Genomic DNA, 17,799 nt, shown 5'->3' with positions numbered 1-17,799 from the left:
TGGTGCCCCTGGCCGGAATCGAACCAGCACTCCTTGCGGAACTCGATTTTGAGTCGAGCGCGTCTACCAATTCCGCCACAGGGGCATTGCGAAACAAGCCCGCAAGCGGCGCGGACTATAGCGCGCCACTTCGTCCCGTCAATCGCCTCCTACAAAAGCTTGCCGCTTTTTTGAACCCTTTTGAGGATAAAAATGATAAAGGCCAAGCCATTGCTCCGAGCCGGTGGAACGCCGCGCCGACGAGTGGTAAGACGGCGCGGCGCCGGCGAAGAATGGGAAACAGATGTTCAAAAGGCTTTATGACTGGACCCTGTCGCTCGCCGAAAGCAAGCATTCCACCTGGGCGCTGGCGGGAATAGCCTTCGCGGAAAGCTCGTTCTTCCCTCTGCCGCCGGACCTGATCCTCCTGCCGATGTCGCTGGCGCAGCCGAAAAAGGCCTGGTTCTACGCCGGCGTCTGCACTGTCGCCTCGGTGCTGGGCGGCATGCTCGGCTATATGATCGGTGCACTGCTTTATGACACGCTCGGCCATTGGATCATTGAGCTTTACGGCTATGGCCCGCGCATCGAAACCCTGCGCGAATTCTACGCCAGATGGGGCTGGGCCTTCATTATCGTCAAAGGCCTCACCCCGATCCCGTTCAAGCTCGTCACCATCGTCAGCGGCCTGCTCGGCTATAATTTCCCGCTCTTTGTCGTCCTCGCCGCCCTGACGCGCGGCGCGCGGTTCTTTCTCCTCGCCGCCGCGATGAATCATTTCGGCGATTTTTTCCGCGTCAAGCTGGAAGAACATTTTGCCGTCTTCATCGTCGGCATGCTGGCGATCATCGTCGGCGGCTTCTGGATGGCCACCCATTTGGTTTGAGATTTCCCCATGAAAATAGCTCCCCTTCGCGCGCTGTTGCAGCCGCTGCCGGTCGCTGGTCTGGTGCTGGTCGGGGCGGCGGTGACGCTCGCCGGCGCCTGGACTTTTCAGGGCCTCGGCTTCGAGCCCTGCGAATTGTGCCTGAAACAGCGCTATCCCTATTACGCGGCCCTGCCGCTGGCGGCGGCGGCGATTTTTTTCGCCGGGAGGGCCCAGACCGGGGTGGCGCGCGTTGTGCTCGCCCTGCTGGCGGCGATTTTTTTCTGCAGCGCGATTTTCGGCGGCTACCATGCCGGCATCGAATGGAAGCTCTGGCCGGGGCCGACCGATTGCACCGGCGATTTCGTCAAACCGGCCTCGATGGAGGAATTCCACCGGCAGTTGCGCAACACGCGCCTCATCCGCTGCGACGAGGTCGCCCTGCGCATTTTCGGTCTTTCGCTCGCCGACTGGAATGTCGTGGTCTCCGCCGGTCTCGCTTTTGTCGCCGGGCTCGGCGCGGCGGTGAAACGCAGCTAAAGATTCTCGCTCTTGTCGCCAAGCGCCGTGCTGAGCTTGGCCTGCGCCGAACCGGGAGCGAGCGGCTTCTGCTGGCTTTCATGCGGCGTCCAGCCGGACGCCCAGATGATTTCGAAAGTCGCCCGTATTTTGCCGTCGCCGTCGGCGAAAAGCTCCTGATAAAGCTCGCAGGCGCGCAGAAGCACGTCGCGACGCAGCGGACGGCGCGCGCCGGCGATCAGCATATTGGTCGCGCCCATGGCGCGCAGATCGCGCATCAGGTCGAAAGCGCTGGCGTAGCGGACGACAAAACTATCGCAATCGGCCACCGGCAGCGCCAGGCCGGCGCGCTGCAACAGGCCGCCGAGGTCGCGCAGATCGGTTAAGGGCGCCACGCGCGGACTGGCCCCGCCTTCTATTTCCTCCTGCGCCTGCGCCAGGCAGATTCGCAATTCGCGCAGGGTCTGGCCGCCAGCCATGGCCGCGAGAAACAGCCCATCGGGCGCGAGAATCCGGCGGATCTGCGCCAGCACGCCCGGCAGATCGTTGACGAACTGCAGGTTCAAGCCGCAGACGACGAGATCGAAGCTTTCCGACGCGAAAGGCAGGAATTCCTCGTCGGCGACCAGTATTTCACCCGAATGCGCGCTGACGAACGGCGCGGCGCGGACGACGAAACGCTCCGGCGACGCCAGAATTTCCGCGATGCCGGAATGCGGCGATCCCAGGTCGAGGGCGCGCGGAAAAGCGCGCTGGACCGTCGACAGGCGGAAGGCCAGGTCTTCCGCCACGCGCGTCATCAGGAAATCACAGGGAATTGCCGCCCGCGAAGCGCGGGCGAGACGTTGGCGCAGGAGAGAGCGATCGAAGATCTTTGGCGGGCTGGTCACGGCTTTTTATGCCTTCTGCATAACAGCGCGTAAAGGCGCACATTCGTTGATCGAAGTCGCGTACAAAAATTCGGTTCTGCGATAAGCTCGGCCGATGATCCGGCTGCACAAATCCTTGTCAGAGGCGCCCGCATGGCTTGACCTTGGCGCGTCGGCGCTAAAAAGGGTCGGAACGGCGGCGCTCGACCTGCTTTATCCGCCGGTCTGTCTCGCCTGCCGCCGCGCCATCGGCGTGCATGGCGGCCTCTGCCCGAGTTGCTGGAGCGCCATGCGCTTCATCGAGCGCCCTTTTTGCGAAAGGTTGGGAACGCCTTTTGAGACCGACCTCGCGGCTAATGAATCCGGCCGCATCGTCTCCGCCGCCGCCCTCGCCGACCCCCCGGTGTTCGCGCGCGCCCGGGCCGTGGCGCGGTTCGAGGACGGACCGGCGCGCACGCTGGTCCACCGCCTGAAATATGGCGATCGCGGCGAATTGGCCGAGCCGATGGGCCGCTGGATGGCGCGCGCCGGCGCCGAACTGCTCGGCGAGGCCGACCTGCTGGTTCCCATGCCGCTGCACCGGCTTCGGCTGGCCCATCGCCGTTTCAACCAGTCGGCGGCGCTGGCGCGGGCGGTCAGCGCGCTTTCTGGCGTGCCGCTGGAGAACGATATTCTGATACGCATAAAACCGACGCCGCCGCAGGTTGGATTGACCCGGCGGCTGAGGGCGATGAACGTCCAGGGCGCCTTTCACGTTGCGCCCGAGCGCCGGATCGAACTGGCGGACCGGCGCGTCGTTCTGGTGGACGACGTGATGACCTCGGGCGCGACGATGAACGCGGCGGCGCGAATCCTGCTGCGCGCCGGCGCAAAACAGGTGGACGCGCTGGTGTTCGCCAGAACGGTTTCCGAGAGCTGAAGTGCTGCGACAAAGGGAGCCCATTGCCGGCCGGCCCAAGATTCATTAGAAGGGCGCCATGCCGAATATCGTCATCTACACAACGGCCACCTGCCCCTATTGCATGCGAGCCAAAGCGCTCCTGACCAAAAAGCAGGCCAAATTCGAGGAAATACCCGTCGATTCCGACCCTCGGAAGCGCGAGGAGATGATTGCGCGCGCCGGTGGACGCTCCACCGTGCCGCAGATTTTCTTCGACGACCGCCATATCGGCGGCTGCGACGATCTCTTTGAGCTGAGCTATGAGGGCGAACTCGACGCCCTGCTGGCAGGATGACTCGATGATCCGCTTTGCCCTCGTTTGCGACAATGGCCATGATTTCGAAAGCTGGTTCGCCAGCAACGAATCCTACGATTTCCAGATCGAGCACGATCTCGTCACCTGCCCCCATTGCAGCGTCGCCAAGATCAACAAGGCGGTGATGGCGCCTGCCGTCTCCCGCAGCCGCAACCGGAAAAAGGCTGTCGCGCCCAAGCAGAATGTCGCCCTGATCGGCGAAGGCGACGCCGAATTGCGCCAGATGGCGCGCGAACTGCACGCCAAGATCGTCGCCTCCACCGACGATGTCGGCGCGGAATTCCCCTCGGAAGCGCGAAAAATTCACGATGGCGACGCGCCGGAGCGGGGGATCCGCGGCCAAGCCTCGCCGGAAGAGGCTCGCGCCTTGCTCGAAGACGGCGTCTCCATTCTCCCCATTCCCATCCTGCCCGACGAGCGAAGCTAAAGGGCGGCAATTATTTTGTCAGAGGATTTTTCGTTCCGACCACTTGTGTTTTTGAAGAGAACAAACTAAGAACAATGGAGGGTTGATCTTGTGGAGGCTTTCATGGGCCGGAGCGTTGCTCTCAGGGTTCTTCGCGGCGGATCGAAGCCGCTGCCGGCCAACTGGCGGCGGTGGCTTACTGAATTGCCGGAGGATTTGCGCGACTTGTACGAGGAGCGCGCGGCCTTGATCGAATATGACGGCGGCGAAAAGCGGAAGACCGCCGAGCGCCGCGCCTTCGAAAGCGTGATGGGGCAGAGCGAGGAGGCGGCCGGAATATTCGCTGCTTTTTGTGCGCGAAGAGACCGAAGGACTGGCGAATCGGCGGCTTGCGTGTCTTGAATGACGGGACGATTCGCTCCCCGGCTTCCCTTTTCCCATACCGCCCTTATCCGGAACTCCATGCCCAGCCGCAACCTGACCTTTTTTGAATTTTTCGCCGGCGGCGGCATGGCTCGGGCCGGGCTCGGCGCGGGCTGGACCTGTCTTTTCGCCAATGACATCGACCCGGACAAGGCCGCCTCTTACCGCGCCAACTGGGGCGACGCGGATTTCCACGCCGGCGATCTTGCCGCCTTGACGCCGACCTCCCTGCCGGGCCAGGCCGATCTCGCCTGGGCCTCTTTTCCCTGCCAGGACCTGTCGCTGGCCGGCGCCGGCAAGGGCATGGGCGCGGCCGACGACGCGGACAGGACCCGCAGCGGCGCCTTTTGGCTCTTTCACGAAAAAATGCGCGCCTTGCGCGACCAGGGCCGGGCGCCTCGCGCCGTCGTGCTGGAAAATGTCGTCGGCGTACTGACCTCGCACGGCCATCGCGACTTCCACGCCATTGTCGCCGCTCTGGACGCGCTCGGCTATCGCGTCGGCGCGCTGGTGCTGGACGCCCGCTGGTTCACGCCGCAATCGCGCCCGCGCGTGTTTTTCGTCGCGCTGCAAAAGCCGTTGTTTTCGCATCTTTCTCGCGACCCTACGCTTTTTCCGGGTTTGATGGGCAAGCAGGCCGACGCGCCCTGGACCAGCGCCGCCTTGATCGGGGCGCAGCAATCGCTGCCCGACGCGCTCGCCGCGCTTTGGGTGTGGTGGCGCCTTCCGGCTCCGCCCCACCGCAACGTCCATCTCGCGGACATTCTGGAACCATCGCCGACCGCCTCGCCCTGGCGCGCCCCGGCCGCCACCGCGCGACTTCTGGAGTTGATGGCGCCGTCGCACCTTGAAAAGATTCACGAGTCCCAGGCTTCCGGCCGGCGCGCGGTCGGCGCCGTCTACCGTCGCACCCGCGTCGACGAAAACGGCGCCAAGAAGCAGCGGGCGGAAGTCCGCTTCGACGGCATGGCGGGCTGTTTGCGCACGCCGGGCGGCGGCAGTTCCCGCCAGACCCTGCTGGAGGTCGAGGGCGACGCGATCCGCTCGCGCCTGTTGTCACCGCGCGAAGCGGCGCGGCTGATGGGCTTGCCGGACAGTTACATCCTGCCGGAAAACGCCTCCAAGGCCTACAAGCTCTGCGGCGACGGCTTGTGCGTCCCCGTCATCCGCCACCTGGCTGAACATCTGCTGCAACCCCTGCTGCGGGAGGGCGCCAGCCAGTTGGCGGCCGCTGAATAAGGGGTCCGCGACAGGGCTCCGCAAGTAAAGCGCCGCAAGATGCCCCACGTTCAGCCATAATTTCGACCTACGGCTCTATAATCGTGGCATAATTGTGTAGTTTCTTTTCACAATCGTGTCATTTCCGGAACCAATTAAACATTCGTTAGTTTTTTGCAGCGCACACGAAACTACTCGGATAAAATATGCACCTTACCTACAGACATAATTTTACCGTCATATTGTTTTGTTAATGGAGCCTGGACGCTCAGGCCGCGTTACACAAAAGAGAGCCCCATGAACCTCTATCACTTTCAAATGACCGATCCGACCGGCGGCCGCCGCGAGATGAAATCGGTCCGTTTGAACGATCTCAACGCCGTCTGGCGCGAGATCGCAGCGCTCGCGGCCGGCCGCGCGGCGGAGGGCGGGCAGATTCGCGTCACCAACGAGGCCGGCGGCATTGTCGTGCTGATCGGCGTCTCCACCGCGCTTAGCCTGCAAACGCGGCGCGCCGCCTGATCGGCTTGCGTCCACGCGGCGTTTTTTTGCTTCATGCTGCAAAAATGGGCTCGACGCGGCTCCTCGCCCCATGCAGATTGCCGCCATGTACAGCGCCCTTACCCACGACATTCTCATCACCGCCACGCCGGCCTACTCGCCCGAACGCAGCGAGCCGTCGGATAATCGCTATTTTTGGACCTACACGATCGAAATCGCCAATCGCGGCTCAACCCGGGTGCAATTGCTGGAGCGTTTCTGGCGCATCACCGATTCCAACGGGCGCCTAGAAACGGTCGCCGGCCCCGGCGTCGTCGGCGAAACCCCGGTCCTCGAACCCGGCGAGAGCTTCCGTTACACTTCCGGTTGTGGGCTGAGCACAGCTTCCGGCCTTATGTCCGGTTCCTATCGCATGATCGACGCCGACGGTCGCGACTTCGATGTCGAGATACCCGCCTTTTCACTGGACAGCCCAATGGAGCGGCGCGTTCTCAACTAATGTCTTCGCGTCACGCCTTCGTCGCCTCGGCCATTTAGGGCACGGTTGGATGCCCTGCGCGCCTTGCCATGCCGCCGCTGGCGCGTAAACTGGCATGAAGCGTCCATGGAAACCCGTCGATGAATCACCATTCCGCCGAACCGACGCTCGACCGCGCCATCGCTCTTCTCGACCGATTGGTCGCCTTCGACACCGAAAGCTCGCTCAGCAATCTGCCCCTGATCGATTTCGTCGAGGATTATCTGCTTGGCCTGGGCGCGCGTTTCACCCGCATTCCCAACCCGGCGGGCGACAAGGCGGCCCTGTTCGTCACTTTCGGCCCGGATGTTGACGGCGGCATCCTGCTCTCCGGCCATACCGACGTAGTGCCCGTCGTCGGCCAGAAATGGACCTCGCCCCCCTTCGTGCTGCGCCGCGACGGCGACCGGCTTTATGGACGCGGGACCTGCGACATGAAGGGTTTCGACGCGCTCTGCCTCGCCATGGCGCCGGAATTTCTCAAGGCGCCGCTGAGAAAGCCGATCCACATTCTGCTAAGCTATGACGAGGAGACCACCTGCGCCGGTTGTCTCGACGCCATTTCCCGCTTCGGCAAGGATCTGCCGCGCCCCGCCCTCGCGGTGATCGGCGAGCCGACGATGATGCAGGTCGCCGACGCCCACAAGAGCATCGCCACCTATCGCACCCGCGTCACCGGGCACGAGGCGCATTCGTCAAAACCCTGGCTGGGCGTGAGCGCCGTCCATGTCGCTTGCGAACTGGTGGCGGCGCTGGAGCGGATCGGCGTCGAACTGCAATCCGACCGCGACCCGCACGGAAGATTCGAGCCGGCCTTTTCGACCGTCCATGTCGGCATGATCCAGGGTGGCACGGCGCGCAACATCATGGCGCGGCAATGCGAATTCCATTGGGAATTCCGCGGTCTGCCGCACACGCCGCAGGATGCGGCCCTGCTCAAGTTCGAGGCGATTTCCAAGGCGCTGGCGGCGGAACGTTTCGCCAATTTTCCCGATGCGCGGATCGAGACTTTCGTGGAGATCGAGGCGCCGGGCCTGCGCGCGGAGGCCGATTCGGCCGCAACCACGCTGGCCATGGCGCTGAGCCAGGCCAATCACACCGTCGCCGTGCCCTACGCCACCGAGGCCGGCCAGTTCCAGTTCGGCGGCATGCCGGCGGTGATCTGCGGACCAGGCAGCATCGACCAGGCGCATCAGCCCGACGAATATATCGACATCGCGCAAATGACCGAAGGCTTGGGCTTTCTGCGCAGGCTGGCGGACAAACTTTCGGCGTGAGAGCGCTATTGCGCGCGAAAACCGTCATTCTCGCCGATAAAGGCCAGGCGCAGCATATTGGTCGCTCCAGGCGTGCCGAAAGGCACGCCGGCTATGATCAGGATCCGTTCGCCCTTCTCCGCCATTCCCTGACGCACCGCGAATTTGCAGGCGCGATTGGCCATGTCGTCGACATCGTTGGCGTCCTTCGTCACCACCGCCTTCACGCCCCAGACCACGGTCAGCCTCCGCGCCGTGTCGCGGTTGGGCGTCAGCGCCAGAATGGGCGCGCGCGGCCGCTCGCGCGCTACGCGCAACGCCGTGGCGCCGGACGCGGTCCAGGCGACGATGGCTTTCAGATCCAGGGTTTCCGCCATGTCGCGCGCGGCGATGGCGACGGCATCGGCGCCGGTGCGTTCGGGCGCGGCGCGCTGGGCGGCGATGATCGAGCGATAGACGCCCTCCCGTTCGACCTCTTCGCCGATGCGGTTCATCATCGACACCGCCTCGGCCGGGTAGCGGCCGGAAGCGCTTTCCGCCGACAGCATGATGGCGTCCGCGCCCTCGAAAACGGCGGTGGCGACATCCGACACTTCGGCGCGGGTCGGCGCCGCCGCCGTGATCATCGATTCCAGCATCTGCGTCGCCACCACCACCGGCCGGCCGTACCGGCGCGCCTCGCGGGTGATGCGCTTCTGCAGGCCGGGGACTTTTTCCAGCGGCATTTCGACGCCGAGATCGCCGCGCGCCACCATCAGCCCGTCGGCGACGGCGAGAATCTCGTCGAGCCGGGCGATGGCCTGCGGCTTTTCAATCTTGGCCATGACCAGAGCCCGGCCGTCGGCGATTTTCTTCACTTCCGCCACATCCTCGCCGCGCTGCACGAAGGACAGGGCGATCCAGTCGACGCCGGTCTCCAGCGCCGCGTCGAGATCGATGCGGTCCTTGGGAGTCATGGCGGCGACAGGAATGTCGGTGTCGGGCAAGCTGACGCCCTTGCGGTTGGAAATGATCCCGCCGATGTCGACCACCGCCACCGCCTTTTGCGGCGCGGTTTCCGGAGCGATTTCGACCACATGCAGCCGCAGCCTTCCATCGTCGATCAGCAACTTGTGGCCCGGCCTCAGCGAAGAGAGAATTTCCGGATGGGGCAGACAGACGCGGGTGGCGTCGCCGGGCGCCGGATCGGAATCGAAAGTGAACCTGTCCCCGGCGGAGATCGCGGCGCCGCCCCCGGCAAAGGCGCCGACCCGCAGTTTTGGCCCCTGCAGATCGACCAGCACGCCGATCGAACGGCCGACCCGCTCCTCGACCGCGCGGATCATGGCGACGCGCTCGCGCATGGCGGCGGGGTCGGCATGGCTCATGTTGATGCGAAACAGGTCGGCGCCGGCGCGCCAAAGGCGTTCGATCGCCGCCTCGTCATTCGAGGCCGGCCCAAGCGTGGCGATGATCTTACAGCGGCGGCGCCTTTGCATGAGTTGTGCCTTCGATTGGAGAAAAACGGATCGGCTTCAGCGGGTCACGCCCGGATCGGTCAATTGCACCGTCCAGTTCTTGGCGTCCTTGCCGGTGTCGACTTCGAAAAAGCCCGAGCGGTCGAAGCCTCGGACAAAACAATCCTCGCGTCCGTCGATCCTGAATTCGCGGTCGCGTGTGCACATGAAGGCTTTGCCCTTCCATTCGCCGCCGCGCTCGTCCATCGCGTAGACGTAATAATATTGGGCGGCGAGCGGCCCGCGCAACAGAGTCTCGCAGGCGCTGGCCTTGATGTTCCACCAGCCTTCGCTCACCCAGTTCGCGCCATTGGTGTAGGCGAGCGCCACGCTGACGCGGGCGTTGGTGTTGTTGCACAGGCGAAAATCCGCGCGCGCGACGGAGGGCGCGGCAAACAGGCCGAGGAACAGGCCGACGGTCAAGGCGGCGCCGGAAGAAAGATTGAACAAAAAGGCCTTGACCATCGCTTGAAACTTCCGCCTCTCTCGATCCGTTGGCGGACGACTTTCGGCCCGCCAGATTCGCTATCGTCTCTTAGACGAAAAATCCCGACCGCGTCGATGCGCAATGCGCAAAGAGCGAAATTATGCGTCGCGCCCTTGCCCAAACAAACGAAAAATCCGCCCCCGTTCGTCGACCCGCCCTTCCATCTGGTTGAAGGAGCGGCCGATCAGCGGCTGATTCTGTTCTGCGACCATGCGCGCAACGCCTTGCCTCCGGCGTATGGCGATCTCGGCCTGTCGCCTGATTCGCTTCGCCGGCATATCGCCTATGATCCCGGCGCCGAGGCGGTGACGCAACGGCTGGCCGCCCTGACCGGCGCCAGCGCCGCCCTGGCGCATTACTCCCGCCTGCTGATCGATCCCAATCGGGGCGAGGATGATCCGACGCTGGTCATGCGTCTGTCGGACGGCGCCATCATTCCCGGCAACGCCAGGATCGACGAGGCGGAAATTTCCCGTCGCATCGAAACATTCTGGCGTCCCTATCGTCAGGCCTGCGCCAGCCTGATCGACAGAGTGCTCGACAGAAATCTCACGCCCGCGCTGATCGGCGTCCATTCTTTCACCCCCTGCTTTCAAGGCCGCGCCCGGCCCTGGCAGGTTGGCGTGCTGTGGGACAAGGACGACCGCCTCGCCAGCCCGCTGATCGAAGCCTTGCGCGCGGAAAATCTGACGATTGGCGACAACGAGCCCTATGACGGGGCCTTGTTCGGCGACAGCATGTATGAACTCTCGACCCGTCGCGGCCTGCCCGGCGCCCTGATCGAAATCCGCCAGGATTTGCTGACGACGCCGCAACAATGCGACGATTGGGCGGCGCTACTGGCGAAAATCCTGCCGCAGATCCTTTTGCGCGAGGATACGGCGCGGGTGGAATTTTTCGGCTCGCGCGCCGACCCCGCGCCATCGTCTTGACGCCCGCCCCGCGCTGGTTCATCTGGAAGGCCGATTTTCACACCCCGGCCTCGTTTGATTCTGCAGCAATCGAATGACGCGCCGGATTCCTTGAAATCATGCGGGCGTTGTTGCGAAAAGCAAGGCATCCCCTTTTCGCGCGCCCCATTGCAGACAGGCGGAAAACATGAATACCAATTCGCTCGACGGCGGCCATTTGAAAGCGTTCATCGAGCGCATCGAGCGGCTTGAAGAAGAAAAAAAAGCGATCGCCGACGACATCAAGGAGGTCTACGCGGAAGCCAAAGGCACCGGCTACGACGTCAAAATCATGCGCAAAGTGGTCTCGATCCGCAAACAGGACCATAACAAGCGCCGGGAGGAGGAGGAGATTCTCGACCTCTATCTGTCCGCCATCGGCGTCGAATGATTTTTTGCATAGGCGCGTTTGCCGCGTCAGGACGTCGCTGACGCATTGCCGCGCTCCCGACCCGCGCCTAGATTGCGCGGGCCGGCGCCCCGGGGCGCCTTGGAGGATAAAGCCAATGCTCGATGTTGCTGCGACGGCGGAAGCCGCACTGTTCCAGCCCTTCGTCCTGGGCGACCTGACCTTGCGCAACTGCATCGTCATGGCGCCGCTGACCCGCAATCGCGCCATCGGCGGCGGCGAGGCGCCCAATGAATTGATGGCGGAGTATTACCGCCAGCGCGCCGGAGCGGGGCTGATCGTCAGCGAAGCGTCGCAGATTTCGCAGCAGGGCCAGGGCTATGTTTTCACCCCCGGCATTTTCACCGACGAGCAGGTTCGCGGCTGGCGTCTCGTCACCGACGCCGTCCATCAGGCCGGCGGAACGATCTTCATCCAGCTCTGGCATGTCGGGCGCGTGTCCCATGTCTCGCTGCAGCCGGGCGGCGGCGCGCCGGTCGCCCCCTCCGCCATTCGCGCCAACACCAAGACTTTTATCGAAACGGGCTTTGCCGATGTGTCGGAGCCGCGCGCGCTTGAATTGAGCGAAATCCCCGGCATTGTCGCCGATTACGCCAAGGCGGCGGCCAATGCCCTAGCGGCGGGTTTCGACGGCGTCGAAATCCATGCCGCCAACGGCTACCTGCTCGACCAGTTCCAGAAGGACGGCGCCAACCATCGCACCGACGCTTATGGCGGTTCGATCGAGAACCGGTGCCGCCTGACCCTGGAAGTGGTGGACGCGATTACCAAAATCCTGCCGCCGGGGCGGGTCGGCATTCGCCTGTCGCCGGTCAGCCCGGCCAATGACGCCTTGGATAGCCATCCGCAGCCCTTGTTCGACCATCTGGTGCGCGAGCTATCGAGGCGCAAGTTGCTCTATATTCACGTCATCGAGGGCGCGACTGGCGGCGCGCGCGACGTCGCGCCTTTCGATTTCGCCGCTTTGCGGAAGAGTTTTTCCGGCGCCTATATGGCCAATAACGGCTATGACCGCGAAATGGCGATCAGCGTCGTCGCCTCGGGCGCGGCCGATCTGGTGGCGTTCGGGCGCCCCTTTATCGCCAATCCCGATCTGGTCGAACGCCTGCGCCTCGACGCGCCGCTCAATGAGCTGGACCGGGCGACGCTCTATGGCGGCGGGGCCGAAGGCTACACGGATTACCCGGCGCTGGAGCCATGCGAGTCGTGACCGTATCAGCCGAAACCATAAGCCTCGATCAAGCATAAAAGCCTAAAGCTGAAGCGGAAACGGCGCTCAAGGCGCCGCTCCGCGAGGCCCCCATTGCGTTTTCGTCCGCGCCGCGAAAATCTCGACTCTTTGCGCGGGTTGGCGATGGTTTGTGGCTGTGTCGCCAGCCTGGCGGCGCCGCCATGCGTCCGCGCGCAGAACCTGCCGCTTCGGTCGACCCTCCCGGACGCTCCCGCGGCGGAAAACCCATCCGGCCTTTCGACCAGCGGCGCGGCCAATTACGGCAAGCGGACACTATTCGCGCCGGGCGGTAGAAAGCCAAAAAAAACCCAAAAGCATCCGCTGCCGCCGCTGGTCCCCTACCCGACTTCGGCGGAAGCCCGTCACAAGGCCGGGCCCGGCGCTAAAATCGATCCCGCGCCGGTCCCGTCGCCGACGACCGCCATGCCCGCGCCGATCCCGCAAAAGCCGAAACCGCGCGTCGAAGACGATACTTTCGCGCCGGTTGGAATCGACGCCGGCCTGTTGCGGATCAAAGCCTATGAGGAGACCGATCTTGGCTACAACGGCAACCCGAATCTGACGGCGCAGGGCGCGCCGCAATTGCGCGGTTCGGCCTTTCTACGCCAGGAGTTCGGCGCTTCCGGCCAGTCGGACTGGTCCAACCACAGCCTGGCCGGCGATCTGCGGCTTGGCTATGACGACTATTTCACCGCCCACAGCGCCGACGCGCCCGACGGAGCGGGCAAGTTCGCCACACGGGTGGACCTTTCGCGCGAGACCAGGATAACGGTCGACAGTAATTTCGATCTCACCACGCAACTGCCGTCGTCGCCCAATCTCTACAACGGCGGCGCCCCGATCGTTCTCACCAGCCGGCCGATCATCGCCGATTACGGCGGCGGAATCGGCGTGATCCAGGACTTTAACCGGCTGGAGCTGACTTTTCGCGGCAGCTATGAGCGCACGTATTGGCAGAACGCGCATTTTTCCGACGGCTCGACGCAAGTTCTGTCGCTCGACAGCTATGACGATTACGGCCTGACGGCGCGCGCCGCCTATGAATGGACGCCAGGGATCAAGCCCTTCATCCAGGCGGGCCTCGACCAGCGCATCCACGACAGCCTCTACGATACGGACGGCTACATGCGCAATTCGCTCGGCGACGCCGTTTCCGCCGGCTCGACCTTCGAGCTGACCCGGCTTCTCACCGGCGCCCTGTCCGCCGGCTATGCCGACCGCCAATATCAGGATCCGCGCCTCGCCAACCTGCGCGGCCCGATTTTCGATGCTTCGCTGGTGTGGACAGCGACGCCGCTCACCAAGGTCACGCTGCGCGGTTCTACAACTTTGGACGAGACCACGGTGGCGGGGGCCTCAGGCGCCATCACCCGCCAGGGCGGAATCGAAATCGCGCACGCCCTGTTGCGCAATCTCACCTTGATCGCGGCGGGAAGCTGGCAGAATTCGACCTATCCCGGCGCGGTTCCCCGCATCGACCAGACCCTGATCCAGGCCGGCCTGCGCGCGGAATACAGCCTCACCCGCTCGATCGTCCTGAAGGGCTCCTTCATCACCCAGCGGATGGCTTCCACCGCGCCGGGGACGGATTATACGGCCAATATTTTCATGGTCGGGCTGAAGCTGCAGCAATGAAAGCAAAAAACCCGCCGGGTCGCCCCGGCTGATTTTCTCGCAAAGCGGGTTTTCTGGCGCAAAGGCGCGATCAGAGCGTGCCGACGATCCGCTTCAGTTCGGCGCGGAAAGCCGGTTCGATATCGGGGCGGGCCAAGGCGAAGGCGACATTGGCGGCGAGAAAGCCGACTTTCGAGCCGGTATCATAGGTCTTGCCGTCGAAAATCCGGCCGAAGAATTTTTGCGTCCCGGCCAGTTCGATCATCGAATCGGTCAGCTGGATTTCGCCGCCGGCGCCCTTCTTGCCGTTGGCGAGCAGGTCGAAAATCTGCGGCTCGAGAATATAGCGCCCGGAAATGATGAAGTTGGACGGGGCCGCGCCCTTCGGCGGCTTTTCCACCATGCCGTTAATGGCGAAGGAAGCGCCGAATTCCTCGCCCTTGGCGACGACGCCATATTGATGCGTGTCTTCCGGCGGGACTTCCTCCACCGCGATGACATTGCCGCCATGTTCGCGATAGGTCTCGACGCATTGCTGCAGGCAGCGCGTCCCCATGGCGCCGGGCAAGGTGATCATGTCCGGCAGGATCACCGCGAAGGGCTCGTCGCCGATGACTTCGCGCGCGCACCAGACAGCGTGGCCAAGGCCGAGCGGCGACTGCTGGCGCGTGAAGCTGGTCGCGCCCGGCGCCGGGAGATCGGCGATCAGCCCTTCCAGTTCGGTGAGCTTTTTGCGCTTGCGCAAAGTGTCCTCAAGCTCGTAGGCGATGTCGAAATGATCCTCGATCACCGCCTTGTTGCGGCCGGTGACGAAAATGAAATGTTCGATGCCCGCTTCGCGCGCTTCCTCGACGCAATGCTGGAGCACCGGGCGATCCACCACGGTCAGCATTTCCTTGGGAATGGTCTTGGTGGCGGGCAGAACGCGCGTGCCGAGACCGGCGACAGGAAAAACGGCTTTACGAATGGGCTTGGTTTGCATTGAACGTCCGCTTCGCTGAAGACTTAAGGGTAAAAAGGGTAAAACGGGCGGAACGACCGGAACTCCGGCAATCCCGCGGCGCTTTTATCACTTCGGCTGCGGTCGCGCCAAAGGAAATTGCGGCCGGGAAAGCTTCGCAAAAGCTCCCTGGTACGTTAGAAACGCTGCGGACTGGGCCATAGGCAGGGAAACACAAGCATGACCGTTCTAGTCACCGGCGGCGCCGGCTATATCGGCTCGCATATGGTCCTCGAATTGCTGGAGGCCGGCGAAAAGGTCGTCGTGCTGGACAATCTCTCGACCGGACGGCGCTCTGCGGTCCCGAACGAAGCCGAACTGGTAGTCGGCGATTTTGGAGATCAGCCCCTTGTCAGTGGCCTGATTGCTCGCAACAAGATCGAGGCGATCATCCATTTCGCAGCGAAAATCGTCGTGCCGGAATCGGTCGTCGACCCGCTCGGCTATTATCTCAACAACACCGCTTCCGCCCGCGCTTTGCTCGACTGCGCGGTGAAGCACAAGGTGAAACATTTCATCTTCTCCTCCACCGCCGCGGTTTATGGCGAGCCGGAGAAAAATCCGGTTTCCGAGGACGAAAGCCTGAAGCCGGTGTCGCCCTATGGCCGCTCCAAGCTGATGGTCGAATGGATGCTGCAGGATACGGCTTTCGCCCATGACCTGCGCTATGTCGTCCTGCGCTATTTCAATGTCGCCGGGGCGGACCCAAAGGGGCGGACCGGCCAATCCTTTCCCAACGCCACCCACCTCATCAAGGTGGCTGTGCAGACCGCTCTCGGGATGCGGCCCGGCATGGAAGTTTTCGGGACCGATTATCCCACCCCCGACGGCTCCTGCCTGCGCGACTATATCCAGGTCACCGATCTCGCCCGCGCCCATATGGCCGCGTTGAACCATCTTCGCGACGGCGGAGAAAACCTGACCTGCAATTGCGGTTACGAACGCGGCTACTCGGTGCTGGAGGTGCTCGAGACGGTCAAACGCGTGACGGGCGTGGATTTCGACGTCAAGATTTCCGGTCGCCGCCCCGGCGATCCGGCGGCGATCGTCGCGGCCAACCAGCGCGCGCGTGAAATCCTGGGCTGGGAGCCTGTCCATGACGACCTCGACGAGATCGTCCGGCAGGCCTACGAGTGGGAGAAGAAGCTGCTCGCGGAAAAGACCGCGGGTTAGCGGATCGAGGCGAGGGAGACGCTTTTTGCGCGTCCCCTGCGCCAAATCCTTGCCTAAACGGCCTTGCGCCCTTATAAGCCCCGCTTCGCGTTCGTTTCCGACACCCCTGGAGGCGTGAGCGCGACTTTTCAAAGGATAGAACCCATGGCCGAGATCAAGACCCTCGCCGCCGCGGTTCGCAGCGGGACAGGCAAGGGGGCCGCCCGCAGCGTTCGACGTGAAGGCAGAATTCCAGGCGTTATCTATGGCGGCGGCGAAGCCGCCCAGCCGATTTCGCTGAATTACCGCGACATGCACAAGCTGATTTACGCGGGCCATTTCCTCACCACGATTTTCGAGATCGATATCGATGGCAAGAAGGAACGCGCCATTCCGCGCGACTATCAGCTCGATGTCGTGCGCGACACGCCGATGCACGTCGACTTCCTGCGCCTCAAGCCCGGCTCGCGCCTGAAGGTCAACGTGCCCGTGCATTTCCTCAACCAGGAAACCGCTCCCGGCATCAAGCGCGGCGGCTCGATCAACATCGTGCTGCATACGGTCGAACTGATGGTTCCGGCCGATAACATCCCCGAGTTCATTCCCGCCGATCTGACCGGGCTCGACTTCAACGATTCGCTGCATATTTCGGCGATCCAGCTGCCGCAGGGCGTGACCCCGGTCGACAGGACCAACTTCACCATCGCCACCATTTCCCCGCCGGCTGGCGGAGCGGAAGCGGCGGCGGCGGACGCCGCGGCCGCGGCCGCGGCGGCGGCGGCTCCGGCCAAGGGCAAGGCGGCTCCGGCCAAGAAGTAATCCGACCGCAACAAGAATTCGGACCGCCCGCCTCGCGCGGGCGGTTCTGTTTTTTTGCGGGGACTACACGCGGCCCTGGTTGAAGAGGCGCAGGCGCCCATTCCCAATGGCAAAGCCTTTGGGAATGGGCTAGGAGCGAACGCGACCAAAGCCCGGCTTTAGATGGGCGTCATTCAACGCCCTATGAGGCTTACGCGAGGGACCTTTTATCGCGACGCGTCGCGATAAAAACGAAAGAGAAAAAATGCTGCTGCTAGTCGGATTGGGCAATCCCGGCAAGGCCTATGCCGGCAACCGGCATAATATCGGCTTCATGGCGCTCGACGCCATCGCCCGCGCCTGCAACGCCCCGCCGTTTCGAAAAAAGTTCCAGGGCGAGACCAGCGAGGCGCGGCTCGGGCTTGAGCGCGCCATTTTGCTGAAACCCGAGACCTATATGAACGAAAGCGGCCGCTCGGTCGCCGAGGCCGCGCGTTTCCACAAGATCGCGCTCGGCGACATCGTCGTTCTGCACGACGAACTCGACCTCGCGCCAGGCAAACTGCGGGTGAAGGTGGGTGGCGGCAACGCCGGCCATAATGGTCTGCGCTCGATCGCCGCGCATATGGGCGGCGATTTCAAACGGGTGCGGCTCGGCATCGGGCATCCCGGCGACAAGAATCTTGTCCATTCCTATGTGCTGAGCGATTTCGCCAAGGCGGAAAGGCCGTGGGTCGAGGTTCTCTGCGGCGCCGTGGCGCAAAACGTCGACCTGCTTGCCAGGGGCGACGATTCGCTGTTCCAGACCAAAGTGCATCTGGCGATGGAGGCGGCCGGCTTCGCCAGCTGAGGC

General features: G+C 63.5%; 21 protein-coding genes and 1 tRNA gene. 17 read left to right on the top strand and 5 right to left on the bottom strand.

Going from position 1 to position 17,799, the window contains the following annotated elements; all coding sequences use genetic code 11:
- Positions 1 to 85, bottom strand: a tRNA-Leu gene (locus ACLP2E_RS15005).
- Between the two features lie 198 nt (positions 86 to 283).
- On the opposite strand from ACLP2E_RS15005, the gene ACLP2E_RS15000 reads away from it, so the two are divergent.
- Both ACLP2E_RS15000 and ACLP2E_RS14995 read left to right on the top strand, forming a co-directional pair.
- Positions 284 to 865, top strand: a complete 582-nt coding sequence (locus ACLP2E_RS15000) for a YqaA family protein (RefSeq protein WP_442466403.1) — start codon at positions 284 to 286, stop codon at positions 863 to 865.
- Positions 866 to 874: 9 nt separating this feature from the next.
- Positions 875 to 1,384, top strand: a complete 510-nt coding sequence (locus ACLP2E_RS14995) for a disulfide bond formation protein B (protein ID WP_442462252.1) — start codon at positions 875 to 877, stop codon at positions 1,382 to 1,384.
- Here ACLP2E_RS14995 and ACLP2E_RS14990 read toward each other — a convergent pair.
- Complete coding sequence (locus ACLP2E_RS14990; protein WP_442466402.1) at positions 1,381 to 2,253, bottom strand: class I SAM-dependent methyltransferase; 873 nt, start codon at positions 2,251 to 2,253, stop codon at positions 1,381 to 1,383. The two genes, ACLP2E_RS14995 and ACLP2E_RS14990, sit on opposite strands and share 4 nt — an antisense overlap.
- A 94-nt stretch (positions 2,254 to 2,347) precedes the next feature.
- Between ACLP2E_RS14990 and ACLP2E_RS14985 the strand changes: the two genes are divergently transcribed.
- From ACLP2E_RS14985 to argE, 8 genes are all read left to right on the top strand, one after another.
- A complete protein-coding gene (locus tag ACLP2E_RS14985; protein WP_442466401.1) occupies positions 2,348 to 3,151 on the top strand; it encodes a ComF family protein in 804 nt (267 codons plus the stop codon).
- A gap of 58 nt (positions 3,152 to 3,209) precedes the next feature.
- Positions 3,210 to 3,467 carry a glutaredoxin 3 gene (gene grxC / locus ACLP2E_RS14980; protein WP_442462249.1) on the top strand — a complete coding sequence of 86 codons (258 nt, stop codon included), beginning with the start codon at positions 3,210 to 3,212 and terminating at the stop codon, positions 3,465 to 3,467.
- Between the two features lie 4 nt (positions 3,468 to 3,471).
- Positions 3,472 to 3,915: a DUF1178 family protein gene (locus ACLP2E_RS14975; RefSeq protein ID WP_442462248.1), complete on the top strand. Its 444-nt coding sequence runs from the start codon at positions 3,472 to 3,474 to the stop codon at positions 3,913 to 3,915.
- Positions 3,916 to 4,017: 102 nt separating this feature from the next.
- Positions 4,018 to 4,296 (top strand): hypothetical protein, encoded by a 279-nt coding sequence (locus ACLP2E_RS14970; protein WP_442466400.1) that lies wholly within the window; start codon positions 4,018 to 4,020, stop codon positions 4,294 to 4,296.
- 60 nt (positions 4,297 to 4,356) lie between these two features.
- A complete protein-coding gene (locus ACLP2E_RS14965; RefSeq protein WP_442466399.1) occupies positions 4,357 to 5,556 on the top strand; it encodes a DNA cytosine methyltransferase in 1,200 nt (399 codons plus the stop codon).
- Positions 5,557 to 5,832: 276 nt separating this feature from the next.
- Entirely contained in the window at positions 5,833 to 6,057 is a 225-nt protein-coding gene (locus ACLP2E_RS14960; RefSeq protein ID WP_442462245.1) for a hypothetical protein, read from the top strand.
- An 85-nt stretch (positions 6,058 to 6,142) separates the two neighbouring features.
- Positions 6,143 to 6,535 carry a Co2+/Mg2+ efflux protein ApaG gene (gene apaG / locus ACLP2E_RS14955; RefSeq protein WP_442466404.1) on the top strand — a complete coding sequence of 131 codons (393 nt, stop codon included), beginning with the start codon at positions 6,143 to 6,145 and terminating at the stop codon, positions 6,533 to 6,535.
- 119 nt (positions 6,536 to 6,654) lie between these two features.
- Complete coding sequence (gene argE / locus ACLP2E_RS14950; protein WP_442462244.1) at positions 6,655 to 7,830, top strand: acetylornithine deacetylase; 1,176 nt, start codon at positions 6,655 to 6,657, stop codon at positions 7,828 to 7,830.
- 5 nt (positions 7,831 to 7,835) lie between these two features.
- On the opposite strand, the gene pyk is transcribed toward argE, so the two are convergent.
- Together pyk and ACLP2E_RS14940 are read right to left on the bottom strand one after the other, a co-directional pair.
- Complete coding sequence (pyk, locus tag ACLP2E_RS14945) at positions 7,836 to 9,287, bottom strand: pyruvate kinase (protein WP_442462243.1); 1,452 nt, start codon at positions 9,285 to 9,287, stop codon at positions 7,836 to 7,838.
- Positions 9,288 to 9,323: 36 nt separating this feature from the next.
- The gene (locus ACLP2E_RS14940) at positions 9,324 to 9,770 is read right to left on the bottom strand and encodes a DUF1036 domain-containing protein (protein ID WP_442462242.1); all 447 of its coding nucleotides are present in this window, start codon (positions 9,768 to 9,770) and stop codon (positions 9,324 to 9,326) included.
- 135 nt (positions 9,771 to 9,905) lie between these two features.
- Between ACLP2E_RS14940 and ACLP2E_RS14935 the strand changes: the two genes are divergently transcribed.
- From ACLP2E_RS14935 to ACLP2E_RS14920, 4 genes are all read left to right on the top strand, one after another.
- The gene (locus tag ACLP2E_RS14935) at positions 9,906 to 10,724 is read left to right on the top strand and encodes an N-formylglutamate amidohydrolase (RefSeq protein WP_442462241.1); all 819 of its coding nucleotides are present in this window, start codon (positions 9,906 to 9,908) and stop codon (positions 10,722 to 10,724) included.
- Positions 10,725 to 10,890: 166 nt separating this feature from the next.
- Positions 10,891 to 11,133, top strand: a complete 243-nt coding sequence (locus tag ACLP2E_RS14930) for a DUF2312 domain-containing protein (protein WP_442462240.1) — start codon at positions 10,891 to 10,893, stop codon at positions 11,131 to 11,133.
- 115 nt (positions 11,134 to 11,248) lie between these two features.
- Positions 11,249 to 12,361, top strand: coding sequence for an alkene reductase (locus ACLP2E_RS14925; protein WP_442466398.1), 1,113 nt, complete (start codon positions 11,249 to 11,251; stop codon positions 12,359 to 12,361).
- A 93-nt stretch (positions 12,362 to 12,454) separates the two neighbouring features.
- Positions 12,455 to 14,017 (top strand): outer membrane beta-barrel protein, encoded by a 1,563-nt coding sequence (locus tag ACLP2E_RS14920; RefSeq protein ID WP_442466397.1) that lies wholly within the window; start codon positions 12,455 to 12,457, stop codon positions 14,015 to 14,017.
- A gap of 70 nt (positions 14,018 to 14,087) precedes the next feature.
- Here ACLP2E_RS14920 and ACLP2E_RS14915 read toward each other — a convergent pair whose 3' ends face one another.
- Positions 14,088 to 14,978 carry a UTP--glucose-1-phosphate uridylyltransferase gene (locus tag ACLP2E_RS14915; protein WP_442462238.1) on the bottom strand — a complete coding sequence of 297 codons (891 nt, stop codon included), beginning with the start codon at positions 14,976 to 14,978 and terminating at the stop codon, positions 14,088 to 14,090.
- A gap of 198 nt (positions 14,979 to 15,176) precedes the next feature.
- On the opposite strand from ACLP2E_RS14915, the gene galE reads away from it, so the two are divergent.
- The 3 genes from galE (at position 15,177) to pth (ending at position 17,796) form a co-directional block, all read left to right on the top strand.
- A complete protein-coding gene (galE, locus tag ACLP2E_RS14910) occupies positions 15,177 to 16,169 on the top strand; it encodes a UDP-glucose 4-epimerase GalE (RefSeq protein WP_442466396.1) in 993 nt (330 codons plus the stop codon).
- Positions 16,170 to 16,313: 144 nt separating this feature from the next.
- Positions 16,314 to 16,967 (top strand): 50S ribosomal protein L25/general stress protein Ctc, encoded by a 654-nt coding sequence (locus ACLP2E_RS14905; protein ID WP_442466395.1) that lies wholly within the window; start codon positions 16,314 to 16,316, stop codon positions 16,965 to 16,967.
- A 244-nt stretch (positions 16,968 to 17,211) separates the two neighbouring features.
- Positions 17,212 to 17,796, top strand: coding sequence for an aminoacyl-tRNA hydrolase (pth, locus tag ACLP2E_RS14900; RefSeq protein ID WP_442464334.1), 585 nt, complete (start codon positions 17,212 to 17,214; stop codon positions 17,794 to 17,796).
- Positions 17,797 to 17,799 lie beyond the last annotated feature (3 nt).

Source organism: Rhodoblastus sp. (assembly GCF_052145335.1).
Lineage (GTDB): Bacteria > Pseudomonadota > Alphaproteobacteria > Rhizobiales > Beijerinckiaceae > Rhodoblastus.
Note: the sequence above shows the minus strand (reverse complement) of the source record. Positions and strands in the feature narration are given on the sequence as shown.